At 38.1% G+C, this 17,612-nt stretch carries 14 protein-coding genes; 13 read left to right on the forward strand and 1 reads right to left on the reverse strand.

Translation table 11 applies throughout. The features are described 5' to 3' along the window. Positions 1-38: 38 nt before the first annotated feature. Positions 39-1,604: an ABC transporter substrate-binding protein gene (locus HMPREF3129_RS02935; protein WP_170827679.1), complete on the reverse strand. Its 1,566-nt coding sequence runs from the start codon at positions 1,602-1,604 to the stop codon at positions 39-41. A 334-nt stretch (positions 1,605-1,938) separates the two neighbouring features. Between HMPREF3129_RS02935 and nirB the strand changes: the two genes are divergently transcribed. The 13 genes from nirB to HMPREF3129_RS03000 all read left to right on the forward strand — a co-directional run bounded on the left by nirB (position 1,939) and on the right by HMPREF3129_RS03000 (position 17,604). Further along, complete coding sequence (gene nirB / locus HMPREF3129_RS02940) at positions 1,939-4,485, forward strand: nitrite reductase large subunit NirB (RefSeq protein ID WP_004243235.1); 2,547 nt, start codon at positions 1,939-1,941, stop codon at positions 4,483-4,485. Further along, complete coding sequence (gene nirD, locus HMPREF3129_RS02945; RefSeq protein WP_004243234.1) at positions 4,482-4,814, forward strand: nitrite reductase small subunit NirD; 333 nt, start codon at positions 4,482-4,484, stop codon at positions 4,812-4,814. The genes nirB and nirD overlap by 4 nt, the downstream gene beginning before the upstream one ends. 26 nt (positions 4,815-4,840) lie before the next feature. Beyond that, positions 4,841-6,223, forward strand: coding sequence for a siroheme synthase CysG (cysG, locus tag HMPREF3129_RS02950; RefSeq protein ID WP_004243233.1), 1,383 nt, complete (start codon positions 4,841-4,843; stop codon positions 6,221-6,223). A 650-nt stretch (positions 6,224-6,873) separates the two neighbouring features. Then, complete coding sequence (locus HMPREF3129_RS02955; RefSeq protein WP_004243232.1) at positions 6,874-8,514, forward strand: ABC transporter substrate-binding protein; 1,641 nt, start codon at positions 6,874-6,876, stop codon at positions 8,512-8,514. 268 nt (positions 8,515-8,782) lie between these two features. Further along, positions 8,783-10,420, forward strand: coding sequence for an oligopeptide ABC transporter substrate-binding protein OppA (gene oppA / locus HMPREF3129_RS02960; RefSeq protein WP_004248215.1), 1,638 nt, complete (start codon positions 8,783-8,785; stop codon positions 10,418-10,420). 78 nt (positions 10,421-10,498) lie between these two features. After that, the gene (gene oppB / locus HMPREF3129_RS02965) at positions 10,499-11,419 is read left to right on the forward strand and encodes an oligopeptide ABC transporter permease OppB (protein WP_004243230.1); all 921 of its coding nucleotides are present in this window, start codon (positions 10,499-10,501) and stop codon (positions 11,417-11,419) included. Positions 11,420-11,437: 18 nt separating this feature from the next. Then, the gene (oppC, locus tag HMPREF3129_RS02970) at positions 11,438-12,346 is read left to right on the forward strand and encodes an oligopeptide ABC transporter permease OppC (protein WP_004243229.1); all 909 of its coding nucleotides are present in this window, start codon (positions 11,438-11,440) and stop codon (positions 12,344-12,346) included. Between the two features lie 7 nt (positions 12,347-12,353). Continuing rightward, on the forward strand, positions 12,354-13,343 hold the full coding sequence (locus HMPREF3129_RS02975) for an ABC transporter ATP-binding protein (protein WP_004243228.1): 990 nt from the start codon (positions 12,354-12,356) through the stop codon (positions 13,341-13,343). After that, a complete protein-coding gene (gene oppF, locus HMPREF3129_RS02980) occupies positions 13,340-14,347 on the forward strand; it encodes a murein tripeptide/oligopeptide ABC transporter ATP binding protein OppF (RefSeq protein WP_004243227.1) in 1,008 nt (335 codons plus the stop codon). Before HMPREF3129_RS02975 ends, oppF begins: the two co-directional genes overlap by 4 nt. Positions 14,348-15,146: 799 nt before the next feature. Continuing rightward, positions 15,147-15,482, forward strand: a complete 336-nt coding sequence (locus tag HMPREF3129_RS02985) for a helix-turn-helix domain-containing protein (RefSeq protein WP_012368005.1) — start codon at positions 15,147-15,149, stop codon at positions 15,480-15,482. 240 nt (positions 15,483-15,722) lie between these two features. Further along, on the forward strand, positions 15,723-16,283 hold the full coding sequence (fimA, locus tag HMPREF3129_RS02990) for a type 1 fimbrial major subunit FimA (RefSeq protein ID WP_004243225.1): 561 nt from the start codon (positions 15,723-15,725) through the stop codon (positions 16,281-16,283). A gap of 61 nt (positions 16,284-16,344) precedes the next feature. Beyond that, the gene (locus HMPREF3129_RS02995; RefSeq protein WP_004243224.1) at positions 16,345-16,887 is read left to right on the forward strand and encodes a fimbrial protein; all 543 of its coding nucleotides are present in this window, start codon (positions 16,345-16,347) and stop codon (positions 16,885-16,887) included. A 24-nt stretch (positions 16,888-16,911) separates the two neighbouring features. Further along, positions 16,912-17,604 carry a fimbria/pilus periplasmic chaperone gene (locus HMPREF3129_RS03000; protein WP_004243223.1) on the forward strand — a complete coding sequence of 231 codons (693 nt, stop codon included), beginning with the start codon at positions 16,912-16,914 and terminating at the stop codon, positions 17,602-17,604. Positions 17,605-17,612: the final 8 nt, after the last annotated feature.

Consider the following 17,612-nt stretch of genomic DNA (forward strand, 5'->3'; position numbering starts at 1 on the left):
TCACAATAGCATGATTGTGAGTGGCGGCAGGAAAATGATCACTTAGTGACTTTGTCGTAATAGACCATATCGGCATTTAGACCTTGAGCATAACCTTTCACGTTATCCCGTAATACAATCTGATTTTTGCCTTGGTCGATAAACACGTAAGGTGAACTGCGTTGTAGCTCTTTTTGCATTTCAGTATAAAGGGACTGACGTTTAGCCTTATCCGCTTCATTCAGGGCGACGAGTGTTTGTTTACTTAACTCAGGAATATTCCAATTATTTAACCAAGCCACGGTATTCGATTGCCCGTCATTATAGGCAAAAGCGCTAGCATTGGAGTGAGCATCAAAATAGTCGGGGATCCAAAAACGGATCGCCGCTTGGTGCTGCCTTGCTCTCACTCGGCTATAAACTTGACTACCGGCAGCAGGTAACAGATCAACCTGTACACCCGCTTGTGCAAAGCTTGCTTGAATAGATTGTGCAACGGTGATGTAAGGAACTTTGTTTTCTACATCAAGAGTAAAACGTGCATGAGTAATTCCTGCTTTTGCTAAGATATCTTTCGCTTTTTGCGGATCAAAACTAAATGGATTATCTTCTAATGCCCCCGGTAATCCCACCGGCAAGAAACTTTGGTGAATAAAATATTGCCCACGCATTAAGTCATTGGTGATCCCTTTATAATCGACCAAATAGCGCGCTGCTTGCCAAAATGCCGGATTGCTAAGAAGCGGATTTCCGCTACCGGTATTAAACGCCATATAGACTTGCTCAGCAGAAGGGATATTTAAAATTTGAATGCCCGGTTTACCTGCTAATGCTGCAGTTTGGTCTGTACCTAAGTCACGGGCAATATCCGCATCGCCTTTTTCAATTAACAGACGACGTGAAGCGGGATCGGGCACATTTTTGATAATAATATTGGCTATCTTAGGCGCACCGGTCGGTGAAAGAGGGTTAGCTTCTAACACAATGGCTTGGCGAGGTTTGTAGGCACGCATTTTATAAGCACCACTACCAGCCGAATTCATTTTTAGCCAATTATTACCAAAGTCATTATTTTTAATATGTGCGGCAATCAATTTCTCATCAACAATAGAAGCGATTGGTGTAGAAAGGATGTTAAGTACCACATCAGGGCTAACATCTGCTGTCCAACGTACTTCAATCTCTTTATCACTGACTTTTTTCAATAGGGTATTAATATTATCTGCTTTCCAACCTAGCACATTTAAAATAAAAGCAGGGGATTTATTCATCGTCACTGCACGCTGGTAAGAGAAGATAATATCTTCTGGGCGTACGCTATTACCGGAGGCAAATTTTGCATCCTGTTTAATTTTAAAGACGATAGATTTTTGTTCAGGGTGAGCCTGCCAACTCTCGACTAAAATTGGCTCGTTAATTTCTGGATTGTCACGGTTAGGCTGAACAATACGTTGATATAAACTTGGTACGGTCTGAATACTTGATAATTCGTTACTTTCGGCAGGATCAAGGCTAACAATATCATCAAGGCCTTGTACTACAATCAATGTATTGGCGGGTGTTGCTGCCAATACAGGGGCACTGAGAGCACCCATCACAAGTAATGATAATAATTTGGTTTTCACTTTCATTGGACGCTCCCTGAAATAGTCTCGCTTTCGTTATTATGTCAATAACTTATTAGTTATTACTTTTGGAAATTAACTTAGGCAAAATAAGCGCATTTCGCAAAGTTTTTATTACACTTATATATAACACCTCGTTATAAGCCTTTTGAATTAATTATGGTTGAGGAATAATTAATCGCAACAAACGACGAATAAAATACTACTTTGGTAGTAATATGTTGACTATTAAGTTGTATTGGCTGAATTGATTAAGCTGTATTTGATATTCATCAATATCTCTTATGAGTAGCCTCGTATTTTAACCTTAGATACCTTTAGATCTGAGGCAAAAATGAGCAAGAAAACACTCGCAATCATCGGTAACGGCATGGTTGGACACCGTTATATAGAAGAATTGATTGATAAGGGCGGCAATGAAACGTTCAATATTATCGTCTTTTGTGAAGAACCTCGTATTGCATATGATAGAGTCCATCTCTCTTCCTATTTTTCTCATCACACCGCTGAAGAGCTCTCGTTAGTTAAACCCGGTTATTACGAGAAACATCATATTGAAGTATTAGTGGGTGAGCGTGTGATCACCATTAATCGTGAAGAAAAAGTGGTGCACACCAATACCGGGCGTTGTGTTAGCTACGACAAATTGATCATGGCAACAGGCTCCTACCCATGGGTTCCTCCTATTAATGGAAACAACTCACCAGATTGTTTTGTTTACCGAACTATTGAAGATTTAAATGCGATTGAAGCTTGTGCTCGTTTAAGCCGTAAAGGGGCGGTTATTGGCGGCGGGCTGTTAGGTTTAGAAGCCGCTGGTGCGCTAAAAAGTTTAGGTATTGAAACCCATGTGATTGAATTTGCGCCAACGCTAATGGCAGAACAGCTTGATAGCATGGGAGGAGAGCAACTCAAACGTAAAATAGAGCGCATGGGGGTTAAAGTACACACAGCGAAAAACACCCAAGCGATCTTATCGACAGGGGAAAATGCGCGTAAAACATTACAGTTTGCCGATGGCTCCTCACTTGAGGTTGATTTTGTCGTATTTTCAACCGGTATACGTCCGAAAGATAAATTAGCACGCCAATGTTCTCTCGATATAGCACCACGAGGGGGGATTGTGATTAATGACTATTGCCAAACCTCAGATGCAGATATTTATGCCATTGGGGAGTGTGCTTCTTGGCATAACCAAACATTTGGGTTAGTTGCCCCAGGTTATAAAATGGCTCAGGTAGCCGTTGATCATCTATTAGGTCAACAGACAGCATTCCAAGGGGCGGATTTAAGTGCAAAATTAAAACTACTCGGGGTTGATGTAGGGGGAATTGGTGATGCTCATGGTCGCCAAGCAGGTTGTCGTAGCTATATTTATCTTGATGAAGGTAAAGAGATTTATAAACGCCTGATAGTGAGTGAAGACAATAAATACCTATTAGGTGCGGTATTGGTTGGGGACACGGAAGATTATGGCAATCTGTTACAGTTAGCATTAAATACAATTGAGTTACCAGAACATCCTGACACATTAATCTTACCTGCTCATGCTGGAAGTAAACCGGCAATCGGGGTTGATTCATTACCTGAAACAGCACAAATTTGCTCCTGTTTTGATGTAAGCAAAGGCGACATTATTCAAGCTATTGAGCGTGGTTGTCATACGGTTGCGGCGATTAAAGCAGAAACAAAAGCGGGAACGGGGTGTGGGGGATGTATTCCGCTTATCACTCAAGTATTAAATGCGGAACTCACAAAACAAGGCATTGAAGTTAACCATCACCTTTGTGAACATTTTCACTATTCTCGCCAAGAGCTTTATCATCTTATTCGTGTTGAAGGGCTGAAAAGCTTTGATGAACTATTGAAAAAACATGGTCAAGGCTATGGCTGTGAAATTTGTAAACCGACCGTCGGCTCTCTGCTGGCTTCGTGTTGGAACGACTATATCTTGCGTGATGACTTAGTTGCGCTACAAGATACGAATGATAACTTCCTCGCCAATCTGCAAAAAGATGGCACTTACTCTATTATTCCACGCTCCCCCGGCGGTGAAATTACGCCAGCGGGTATTATTGCGATTGGACAAATTGCGCAAGAATACAATTTATACACCAAAATCACAGGCTCTCAACGTATGGCGATGTTTGGTGCACAGAAGCAAGATTTACCGGCGATTTGGCAGAAATTAATTGCCGCGGGTTTTGAAACAGGCCATGCCTATGCCAAAGCGATCCGTATGGTAAAAACTTGTGTAGGAAACAGTTGGTGTCGTTTTGGGGTTGGCGATAGTGTTGGATTAGGTGTCTTTTTAGAACATCGTTATAAAGGGATCCGCACGCCGCATAAAATGAAATTTGGGGTATCTGGTTGTACCCGTGAATGCTCCGAAGCTCAGGGGAAAGATGTAGGGATTATTGCCACAGAAAAAGGCTGGAATCTCTATTTTGGTGGTAATGGGGGCATGAAACCACGTCATGGCGATCTATTCGCGGCGGATTTAGATGAAGAAACGCTGATCCATTATATTGACCGCTTTATGATGTTCTATATCCGTACTGCAGACAAATTACAACGAACCTCCGTTTGGTTAGAAAGCTTAGAAGGGGGCGTTGAATATTTACGTGAGGTCATTATTCACGACAAGTTAGGCTTAAATGCACAGTTAGAAAAAGAGCTTAAAGTTTTACAAGAGCGCGTAGCCTGTGAGTGGCAAGAAACCCTTGATTCACCACAAGCATTGAAACGTTTTGCGCACTTTATTAACAATCCGAAGCCCGATCCTAATATACAGATGGTAAAAGAGCGTGCTCAGCATCGTCCTGCCCGCGTGCATGAACGTATTGATATCAAAATGGTAACAGAGGAGACGCAATCATGAGTCAATGGATAGCGGTTTGCCAATTAGATGACATCACTGTGGGGACTGGCGTTTGTGCGCTGGTGGAGCAAGATCAGGTGGCTATTTTCCGTCCATACCAAGATGAACGGCTCTACGCATTAAGTAATATTGATCCCTTCGCGCAAGCGAGTGTTTTATCAAGGGGATTAATTGCAGAGCATGACAATGAGTTATATATCGTCAGTCCACTGAAAAAGCAGCATTTTCGCTTAACAGATGGTTATTGCCTTGAAGATGAGCACTATTCAATTACTCATTATGAAGTCAAAGTCGAAGGCAATACCGTCAGTGTGCGTTCGCGTCATTGATAAAACCAATAAATAGGGGAACCCAGATGGATTATTTTCCAATATTCTGTCAGCTCAACAATAAACCTTGTTTATTAGTAGGTGGCGGTGAAGTAGCAGAGCGTAAGGCACGTTTACTGATGGACGCGGGGGCGGTTATATCCGTCGTTGCACCGACATTCACACCACAATTTATGCAGTGGCAAAACGAGCAACGATTACAGTGTTTCACGGCTGAATTTAGTGTTGCTGATTTAGCTGACAAATGGCTAGTCATTGCGGCCACAGATAATGAGCAAGTGAATCAACTCGTCTATCAGCAGGCCACAGAACAACGCATTTTTTGTAACGTGGTTGACTCGCCCAAGCAAGCTAGCTTTATTATGCCCTCAGTGATTGACCGTTCCCCTATTATGGTTGCAATTTCTTCGGGAGGAAAAGCCCCTGTACTTGCACGTATCTTACGTGAAAAAATGGAACAGTGGTTGCCCAACTCGCTAGGCGCTTTAGCGCAGTTAGCAGGGAAATTACGTGAGCAAGTTAAACAACGTTTTGCCACCATGAGTGCTAGACGTTATTTTTGGGAGCGTTTTTTTGCAGATAAAGCGCTACAAGCGGAAATTGATGCAGGTAGAGATAACGGTATTCAACAACGTATCAGCACATTGCTAGCGGAAAATAACCAACCCCAAGGGAGTGTGGTGTTGGTGGGAGCAGGCCCTGGAGATGCAGGATTAATGACTATTAAAGGGCTGCAACAATGTCAGCAAGCCGATGTCGTGGTTTATGATAGATTAGTCTCTGATGAGGTTATGCATTTAGTGCGCAGAGATGCGGAGCGTATTTATGTTGGTAAACGAGCTGGTTTTCATTGTGTCCCTCAAGAGGAGATTAACCAAATTCTTATTAATCACGCTAAGGCAGGGAAAAGGGTAGTGAGGTTAAAAGGGGGTGATCCTTTTATATTTGGTCGAGGAAGTGAAGAGTTAGAAGCTTTAATTGAGCATCAAATACCTTTTTCTGTGGTGCCCGGCATTACCGCGGCATCAGGCTGTACCACTTATGCCGGTATTCCGTTAACACATCGGGATTATGCACAAAGTGTGCGTTTTATTACTGGGCATGGAAAAGGGCTGAACGACGCACAATGGCAATGTATCGCACAAGATAACCAAACTTTGGTTTTTTATATGGGGCTAAGTAAAGCCGATTACATTCAGCAAATGTTACTTAATCAGCATATGCGTGCCACTATGCCAGTGGCAATAGTAGAAAAAGGTACACTGGCGACACAAAAAGTGGTTGTTGGTCAATTACAGCAACTGGCTGAAATGGCAAACTCAATGCAAAGTCCTGCATTAATTATTGTTGGTGAAGTCGTCAGTTTAAATCAAAAGCTACAATGGTTTGGTACGACTTTAGCCAATTAAAGCAAAAATTTTGAAGAAGTAGGCTAACGCTCAGAATATCCTTTATGGTTCATAACAACGATAAAGGATATTTTTTTGCTAATTCATCGGGATATAAATGAAAATAGTACTGATTTTAATTGCATTTCAAAAAATATATTAATTTTTAAAAACAAATAATAAAAATGTTTTTTTATTAATCTACCGTTATTTTTAGATTAGCCAGTTTCTGTCATTTAAAGACAGATTTGTTATTGTTTATAATCAAGTTGTGTGAAAAAAAACTTACACCGAACACATCATAAAGTTCTGTATCCTCGCTAAAAACCCATCTGATTATATTAATTTTGTGAGCTATGTAGGTTTTCTATCTATAAAAGTTGCGCGGTGTTAATTAAATGTTTATTTGTTGTTGTAGATAGCGTGATGAGAATTTTCTTTTTTCATAAGATAGAAGTCTACTGGGCTTAGTAAAGTTTAAGTGATAATAACACCGCACTAATTGACAAAATTCACTATAAGTGTAAAAAAGAAGAATATTGTTATTAATTTTATCTAACAATTATCTCAACATATTAAATAGCATGAAATATCTGAATATTATTTAAAAATAATTTATATGTAAATTGAGTAACCCCGCTATAGATGATTATTTATTAGGAGAGGTACCCATGAAAAAGAAAGTTATGTTAAAAATGATGTTTCCTGTCAGCATTATATCACTTGCGCTGACCTCTTTTCTTTCTCATGCGGTAATACCTCCAGAAGGTACTCTTCTTGCGAAACAACAAGATATTGTTATTAATAATGGCACTGAAGTTTCCTCCCTTGATCCACATAAAGTGGAAGGGGTACCAGAAAGTAATATTATTTTAAATTTATTAGAAGGGCTCACTTATATGGGGCCTAATGGCGAAAGTATGCCGGGGGTTGCCGCTAAATGGGAGAGCTCAGAAGACAATAAAACATGGACTTTCTATTTACGCGATGATGCGAAATGGAGTGATGGTACACCGGTTACTGCAGATGATTTTGTTTATAGTTGGCGTCGATTAACTGATCCCCAAACTGGCTCGCCTTATGCCAGTTATCTTGAATATGCCTATGTGGAAAATGTTGCAGATATTCTGACAGGCAAGAAATCCCCAGAGAGTCTAGGGGTAAAAGCAATTGATCCACATACTTTGCAAGTTACGCTCACACAACCGGTTCCCTATCTGGTGGATATGCTAAACCACACCTCATTAAAACCAGTTAAAAAAGAGATTGTTGAAAAATATGGTGTCAATTGGACTCGCCCGGAAAACTTTGTCGGTAATGGGGCGTATTTAATTGATAATTGGGTGGTTAATGAAAAAATCACTTTAAAACGTAATCCGCTTTATTGGGATAACAAAAACACCATTATTGAACGAGCGACTTTTTTACCTATTAGTTCAGAAACCAGTGATATTAATCGCTACCGTAGCGGTGAAGTTCAAATCACCAATAGCGCTATTCCTCCTACGCTTTATCGAAAGATGAAACAAGAGCAACCGGAGGCTCTACATATTACGCCTTACCTATGTACTTTCTTTTATGAGCTTAATAATAAACGTCCACCTTTTGATGATCCCCGTGTGCGTGAAGCGGTAAAATTAAGTTTAGATAGAGAAATTATCGCGGAAAAGATCATGGGGCAAGGGCAAATACCGGCTTATTCTTTTACTCCACCTTTTATTAATAATGGCAAGTTTAAACCCCCTAAATGGGCAGGTTGGACGCAACAACAGCGTCATGAAAGAGCGCGTGAGTTATTAAAAGAAGCCGGTTATGACAGCCAAAACCCATTATCGTTTACATTGTTGTACAACACATCCGATCAGAATAAGCAACAAGCTATTGCTGCCGCTTCTATGTGGAAAAAGAATATTGGTGCTAATGTCACTTTACAAAATCAAGAGTGGAAAACGACGTTAGAAAATCGTAACCAAGGTAATTACCAAGTAGCAAGGGCAACATGGTGTGCCGATTACAATGAACCAACATCATTTTTAAACTCTTTCCTCTCCACTAGCAGTCTAAATACTATTTTATATGAAAATAGTGATTATGATGCTGCATTAAAGAATGCGTTACTGGCCACTGATAATGAAGCGCGTCACCAACTGTATCAACGTGCTGAAGCCTTGTTAGACAAGGACTCCGCTATTGTACCAGTCTATTATCGTGTGAGTGTCAGAATGGTCAGTCCTAAAGTGGGCGGATTTACCGGTAAAGACCCCTTTGATTATACGGACTTAAAGCGCTATTTTATAAAGGCAGATAAATAAAACTGGTAAGTTATAACGCATCTATAGCTATATCTGATTTTAATTAGCAAAAGCAATTTAAAAAAGTACAGCATAAAAAGTACTACACAAAATATAACGGCACAAAAATGATAAAGACATCATGCAGTTAAGCATAGATAGTCAATCCGAAACAATATTTTATTTTTTTTGTAAAACAATAAGTTGTGTAAAACGTTCCAAAAACACAGCGAAGCATCACAGGAAGGCCGAACAATGGCCGACTCACTAACTGGGAGTATTTGATAAGATGATAAATGTAACTAAAAAAAGTGCGCTAGCGATCGCCATTGGTACTATCTTTGGTTTTACGGCGCTCAATGCTACTGCGGCTGTTGTGCCTGATGGGGTAAAACTGGCTGATAAACAAGAGTTAGTGCGTAATAATGGCTCTGAGCCACAATCACTTGATCCTCATAAAATTGAGGGTGTACCTGAATCAGCATTAGCACGAGATCTATTTGAAGGGATCACAATTGTAGGGCCTGATGGTGAAATTCTACCGGGCTCTGCGACTAGCTGGGAAAATAAAGATTTTACTGTTTGGACGTTTAAAATTCGTGAAGACGCGAAATGGTCAAACGGTGACCCTGTAACAGCGCAAGACTTTGTTTATAGCTGGCAACGTTTAGCAGATCCGAATACAGCATCACCTTATGAAAGTTATCTACAATATGCCCATATTGTTAATATTGACGATATTATCGCCGGTAAGAAAAAACCGACGGAACTAGGTGTTAAGGCGCTTGATAATAATACCTTAGAAATTACATTATCAGAGGCCGTACCTTATTTACCTAAATTGCTAGCTCACTCCTCGATGTCGCCAGTGAATCAAAAAGTGATTGAAAAATTTGGTGAAAAGTGGACGCAACCTGCGAACTTTGTTGGCAATGGTGCTTATGTACTGAAAAATTGGACGGTAAACGAACGTATTGAATTAGAGCGTAGTCCAACCTATTGGGACAATAAAAATACGGTTATCAATAAAGTTACTTTTTTACCTATCTCATCAGAAGTCACCGATGTAAACCGCTATCGTGCGGGTGAAATCGATATGACTTATAGCAATCTGCCGATTGAATTTTTCCAAAAATTGAAAAAAGAGATCCCAGATGAATTACGTATCAGCCCATACTTATGTACTTATTATTATGAAATTAATAATGAGAAAGCTCCCTTTGACGATCCACGAGTACGTGAAGCACTAAAACTATCTATGGATAGAGATATCATCACTTATAAAGTGAAAAACCAAGGTGATATCCCTGCTTACGGATTTACACCGCCTTTCACCGATGGCATTAAAGAGAGTAAACCAGAGTGGTTCGCTTCTTGGACCCAAGAGCAACGTAATGAAAAGGCGCGCCAATTATTAGAAGAGGCGGGTTATAACAAAGCCAATCCATTAAAATTCAAGTTACTGTATAACACCTCTGATCTACACAAAAAAGTCGCGATTGCGGCCTCTTCTATTTGGAAGAAAAACTTAGGTGCTGAGGTTTCTCTTGAAAACCAAGAGTGGAAAACGTTCTTAGACACACGCCACCAAGGTAATTATGATGTTGCACGTGCAGGATGGTGTGCAGATTATAACGAACCTTCTTCATTCCTTAACATGATGCTGTCTTACAGCAGTAATAATACCGTTCACTATAAAAACAAACAATTTGATGCGTATATGAAAGAATCTTTACGCGTGAAATCGGATGATGAACGTGCAGAAATTTATCAAAAAGCAGAAGGTGTATTAGATAAAGATTCTGCCATTGTTCCACTTTACTACTACGTAAACACCCGTTTGGTTAAACCTTATGTCGGTGGTTATTCTGGTAAAGATCCACTGGATAATTTACATACTAAAGACTTGTATATTATTGCTAAATAATCGGGCGAGACCTTGCTTAAGTTAAGCGAGGTCTTTTTATCACCACGCCTGAATAGGTTTGTGTTATAGGAACGGGCAATGCTCAAATTTATTTTTCGTCGCTTTTTGGAAGCGATCCCGACACTTTTTATTCTAATAACGATTTCGTTCTTTATGATGCGCTTAGCGCCGGGTAGCCCTTTTACTGGGGAAAGGAAATTACCCCCTGAAGTTATGGCCAACATCGAAGCGAAATATCATTTAAACGATCCCATTTACAAACAATACTTCGATTATTTAATTCAATTATCGAAAGGGGATTTAGGGCCTTCTTTTAAATATAAAGACTACAGTGTTAACACTTTAGTCGGTAAAGCATTCCCTGTTTCTGCAAAATTAGGGCTATCGGCCTTTGTATTAGCGGTTATTTTTGGTGTGGGGGCAGGCGTGATAGCCGCACTGAATCAAAATACCAAATGGGATTATACCGTCATGACATTTGCCATGACGGGGGTTGTGATACCGAGCTTTGTGGTGGCGCCACTATTAGTGCTTATCTTTGCGATTACCTTACGTTGGTTACCGGCGGGAGGTTGGAATGGTGGGCAAATTCAGTACATGTTACTGCCGATGGTTGCATTATCGCTCTCCTACATTGCAAGTATTTCGCGTATCACACGTAGTTCTATGATTGAAGTTTTACACTCAAACTTTATCAGAACGGCCAAAGCTAAAGGCTTACCAATGAAACGCATAGTGCTACGTCATGCGTTAAAACCAGCATTACTGCCAGTGATCTCTTATATGGGGCCGGCATTTGTGGGGATTATCACAGGCTCTATGGTCATTGAAACCATTTTTGGATTACCGGGTATTGGTCAACTTTTTGTTAATGGTGCATTAAATCGAGACTACTCATTGGTATTGAGTTTAACCATTATTGTGGGTGGTTTAACCATTTTATTTAATGCCATTGTTGATATTTTATACGCCGTAATCGATCCGAAAATTCGTTATTAATAGAGACTGGAGCACGTTATGTTATCGATGAAAGAAAATAGCGAAGCTCTGGGGAATTTCTCGGAGCAGCTAGATGTTGAAGGTCGTAGTTTATGGCAAGATGCCCGTCGTCGTTTTATGCACAATAAAGCGGCGATCACCAGCCTAGTACTACTATTTTGTATTTTACTTTTTGTCATTTTCGCCCCCATGTTATCGCCTTTTGTTTATGACGATACGGATTGGGAAATGATGTCAATGCCACCTGATTTTGCCTCTGCGCACTATTTTGGCACTGACTCATCAGGACGTGACTTATTAGTTCGTGTAGCAATTGGTGGACGTATTTCACTGATGGTAGGTATTGCAGCGGCATTTGTCGCGGTGATTGTTGGCACCCTCTATGGCGCGATGGCAGGTTATATTGGTGGGCGCGTTGACTCAGTGATGATGCGTTTACTGGAGATATTAAACTCCTTCCCATTTATGTTCTTTGTTATCTTACTGGTGACCTTTTTTGGGCAAAATATCTTACTGATCTTTGTTGCCATCGGCATGGTATCTTGGCTCGATATGGCTCGTATCGTACGGGGACAAACACTCAGTTTAAAACGTAAAGAGTTTATTGAAGCGGCGTTAGTCTGTGGTGTGTCATCACGTAATATCGTCCTTAAACACATCGTGCCGAATGTATTAGGTGTTGTTGTGGTATACGCTTCATTACTGGTTCCTAGCATGATCTTATTTGAATCATTTTTAAGTTTCTTAGGATTAGGCACACAAGAGCCATTAAGTAGTTGGGGAGCACTACTGAGTGATGGTGCAAATTCAATGGAAGTTTCTCCTTGGTTATTACTTTTCCCTGCTGCATTTTTAGTTGTCACCTTGTTTTGCTTTAACTTTATCGGTGATGGTTTACGTGACGCGTTAGATCCGAAAGATCGTTAAGGAGAACATGATGACAAATTCAACAAATAAGCCATTGTTAAGTGTAAAAGATCTCTGTGTCACCTTTGGTACTCCAGATGGGGATGTAACCGCAGTAAATAAACTCAACTTTGAGCTATCTGCAGGGGAAACCTTAGGAATTGTCGGTGAATCTGGCTCTGGGAAATCGCAAACGGCGTTCGCCTTAATGGGATTATTAGCTAAAAACGGTCGTACTGCTGGAAGTGCGCATTTTAATGGTCGTGAAATTTTAAACTTACGCCAAAGTCAATTAAACAAAATGCGTGCTGAAGAAATATCCATGATATTTCAAGATCCAATGACCTCACTTAACCCCTATATGAAAGTCGGCACTCAGTTAATAGAAGTGCTTATGCTTCATAAGGGTATGAGTAAAAATGATGCATATGCGGAATCTGTTCGCATGCTTGATGCAGTAAAAATGCCCGAAGCCCATAAACGTATGGGCATGTATCCCCATGAGTTCTCTGGTGGGATGCGCCAACGGGTAATGATAGCGATGGCACTATTATGTAAGCCAAAACTATTAATTGCTGATGAGCCAACAACGGCACTGGATGTGACTGTTCAGGCACAAATCATGACACTGCTAAACGAGCTAAAAAAAGAGCTTAATACAGCCATTATCATGATCACCCATGATCTCGGTGTGGTTGCGGGTATTTGCGACAAAGTACTGGTAATGTATGCTGGGCGAACCATGGAATATGGTAATGCGCGAGATATTTTCTACCAACCATCACACCCATATTCTATTGGGTTGCTACAAGCAGTACCTCGTTTAGATGGTGAAGATGAACGTTTGGCGACCATTCCGGGTAATCCTCCTAACTTATTGCGTTTACCTAAAGGTTGCCCATTCCAGCCTCGTTGCCAATATGCAACAGAGCAGTGTTTGAATAGTGAACCTCAATTAACACAATTTGCTCAGGGAAGATTACGAGCCTGTTTTAAAGCGGCGGAGGAGTTAGTATGAGCCAAGCCACCTTACAAGATAGAAAAGTGATCCTCGAAGTTAACGATCTAAAAGTTTATTTCGATGTACAAGATAATAAACAGTGGTTCTGGCAACCTAAAAAAAGCCTCAAAGCCGTTGATGGCGTTACCTTACGTTTATACGAAGGTGAAACCTTAGGTGTAGTAGGGGAATCAGGTTGTGGCAAATCAACTTTTGCGCGTGCCATTATCGGCTTAGTTAAAGCATCGGGTGGTACAGTCACTTGGTTAGGCAATGACTTATTAGGCATGGGCAATAAACAGTGGCGCGATGTTCGTCAAGATATTCAGATGATATTCCAAGATCCACTTGCCTCCTTAAACCCAAGAATGACGATTGGCGATATTATTGCCGAACCACTAAAAACCTATCATCCGAAAATGAAACAGGCTGAAGTGGTTGAAAAAGTCAAAGCGATGATGATGCGAGTGGGGTTATTACCAAACTTAATTAACCGCTATCCTCATGAGTTTTCTGGTGGACAGTGTCAACGGATTGGTATTGCTCGCGCACTGATCTTAGAGCCAAAACTGGTTATCTGTGACGAACCTGTATCGGCACTGGATGTTTCTATTCAAGCTCAGGTAGTCAATCTACTGAAAGATATCCAAAAAGAGATGGGATTATCGCTCATCTTTATTGCGCATGATCTTGCGGTAGTGAAACACATCTCAGATCGTGTCTTAGTGATGTATTTAGGTCATGCGGTGGAGTTGGGGACTTATGATGAAGTTTATCATCACCCATTACACCCTTACACCAAAGCATTAATGTCAGCGGTGCCTATTCCTGATCCGGATAAAGAGCGTAACAAGCATATTGATTTGTTAGAAGGAGAGCTTCCTTCACCAATTAATCCACCATCAGGCTGTATTTTCCGTACACGTTGTCCGATGGCTGATGAAGAATGTGCTAAAACGCGCCCCTTATTAGAGGGAAGTTTCCGCCATGCGGTATCTTGTTTAAAAGTCGATCCGCTTTAATAAATAATAAAATTATATTAATAGGAAAAAGGGTCTGAATTTATTCAGGCCCTTTTTCTTTATATATAAAGCATATGGCTCAAAAATTTAATATTCAAATAAACTTATTTGTAATAGATTTTTTCTAAAAATTTATTTTCTATTTGATATTATCATTTTTTTTAAATATGAAAAGTGTTGATAATGATGATAATCATTTATTATAAATAAGTTATGTTGTTTTTATCGGTTTGTAATTTTAATATCAAAAGTTTTTATAGTTATAAAAATATTATTTTTTAATAAGATAAAATAATGGTTAAAAAAACTTATCTAATTACAAATATCAGTACCAAAAAAAATAAATAAATATTAATTTATATCAAGTAAAAATTTTTAGGATGAGATATAAAGGCATAATCATTAATAAAACTTATTATTGTAACTTTGTTAAAATAACATTTGAAATAAAATGGTATAAATTTTGTACTAACCCTATCTGTTTTAGTTTTACAGTAAGCTAAAACAATAAAAAATATTTCTATTAAAAATTAATAAAAATTTAATATGTTTTTATTAATAGATTATTATGTCTTATTTGTGTCTATTTTTCCGTAATTTTAGAATTAATCACTGCCTTAAAACGACTATTCAAATCAGATAATCAATTAACTCCCTGATACAAATAAAATGAGTATATTTACCTACTCTTATTTAGTGTTTTATTATGAGGTTTTTAATTCGTTAGAAATTTTTGAATAATTGATTTTATTAATCTCATAAAGTAAATTAAATGCAAATACAGTTGAGGAAGTGAATTTTGGAAATAAATAATTTCTCATTGAATTTTGAATATATTTCAGAAAGAAAAATATTTTGTCATTCGATTGGATATGAACTTTTTCTTTTAAGGCAACGTAATTCTATGACGGGGGCTGAGTTAGGAAAATTATTGAATATCTCTCAACAACAAATTTCTCGTTATGAACGAGGAATAAATAAAATACCTATTGATATACTTTTTCACATACTAAATATATTTGATATTTCAATAAGTGATTTCTTTGAAAAGGTTTCCAAAAGAGTTATCACATTAAAATATAAAATAAAATATGATTCTGATAATAATATTCCATTCTTTGAGAATATTATTTAAATGTAAGATAAATAATATTATTGGTGGCAAGTATATCAATGAATTAATTAATAGGGATTTTATTTAAAATTAAAACCCTATTTATTTAATGTTTATTAAATCACCCTTATTAAGGCAGTTAACGCTTTATCATATAATTAGTATATGGATTCAAATATTGTTATCTAATATAGATTTACTATTTTAATTTATAAGTGAAGTTGTTGTGTATATTTACCTGTAATGTAAAAGGAAAAGTCAATGCTTAAAAAAAAGATGTTAGTTAAAGCTCTATTTACAGTATCTGTTTTATCACTGAGCGGTGTTGCTTCTGCAGCGACTATCGTTAATGGTGGTAAAATTAATTTTACTGGAGAAATTGTTAATGCTGCATGTGTTGTTAGTACAAAATCAATAGATCAAACTGTTAATATTGGACAATATCGTACCGCACAATTTGATAGTGTAGGGAAAACAGTTGGTAATACTGATTTTTATATCAATTTAGAAGCTTGTGATACGACTGTCGCACAGAATGCCTCAGTTTCATTTTCAGGTGTAAGTGATTCAAATGATAAAACAGTATTAGCTGTAAGCAACATTACAACAGGTGGTGCGGGTGCTGCGACGGGCGTTGGTATTGAAATTACAGACCATACAGGAAAAGTGTTACCACCAGACGGCTCTGTTTTTTCTACAGCAAAACAGTTAATTGATGGATCAAATACACTTAACTTTGTTGCACGTTATAAATCTACATTAGATACCGTTACCCCTGGTCATGCTGATGCTGATGTAACTTTCAAAATGCAATATGAATAAATAAATTGGATTAACTTAAAGTATGACCTGATAAAGGTCATACTTTTATATCGAGGGAAATATGAAATATAGTTTAATATATTCTATTGTCCTATTTTTTACTCTTTCATTTACAGCCTATTCTAATGACAGGGAAAATATCTCTTTAGACGATGGTATTGTGACTTTTAAAGGGGGAATTGTAGAGCCTGCTTGTACAGTATCTTCTGAAAGTGAATATCAAATTGTTGATCTTGGTGTTATTAGTAGTAACCAATTTCATGGAGTAGGAAGTCACTCTATAAAAATTCCATTTTTTATTAAATTAATGGGATGTAATAAAAGTATTACGGATAAAGTCAGTATAATTATTATAGGTGATGTAAACAATAATGATAAACGATTATTTAGCATCACCGATCAACAAAATTCAGCTTCAGGATTAGGTGTTGCATTATTTAATGATGAAGGTGAAATAATTATTCCTAATAAATTCAATAAGTATAAATTTATTGAAGAGAATGAATTAAAACTAAAATTTAAAGCAAGTTATCTGGCAACGAAAGAAAACGTTATCGGTGGAAAAGCTGACAGCGTAGTTTGGTTTGTTTTCAATTATCAATAAATAAACCTATCATTTGAGGTTAATATGCATTTAATATCTAAACACTTTATTGCGTTATTTTTTCTCTTCAGTTTTTCATCGCTATCATATGCGGGAGGTGTTGCATTAGCTGCAACACGCATAGTCTATCCTATGGATGCAAAACAGACGTCAATTACTCTTAATAATACAGATAAAAGATTACGCTTTTTAGTGCAATCATGGATTGATGATAGCCAAGATCAAAAAAGTAATGAATTTATTGTTACACCACCACTGTTTGTCAGCAAACCAGAAAGTGAAAACAAGCTAAGAATAATTTATGCTGGTAAGGCATTACCAAATGATAGAGAAAGTTTGTTCTGGTTAAATACAAAAGCAATCCCTGAAATTGAGCGAGAAGAAATAAAAGATAAAAATATATTACAGCTAGCAGTATTATCTAGAATAAAAATTTTTATTAGACCTCAAGGATTAAATTTTAACATAGAGGATGTACCTAATAGTCTTGAGTTTAAAAAATCACAAGGAAACATAATAGTAAATAATCCTTCACCTTATTATGCGACATTAATTAATTTAGAAGCTGATAATGAACAGCTAAATAGTATTATGGTTCCTCCTATGGGAACAGTAATGATTAAAGTCAGCAAGCCTAACTATAGTCAAATATCTTATCAAACTATTAATGATTATGGTGCTAGTACACCCAAAGTAACGAAACAGATTGGTAAGTAATGCTATAA

This window comes from Proteus sp. HMSC14B05 (assembly GCF_001808035.1).
Lineage (GTDB): Bacteria > Pseudomonadota > Gammaproteobacteria > Enterobacterales > Enterobacteriaceae > Proteus > Proteus mirabilis.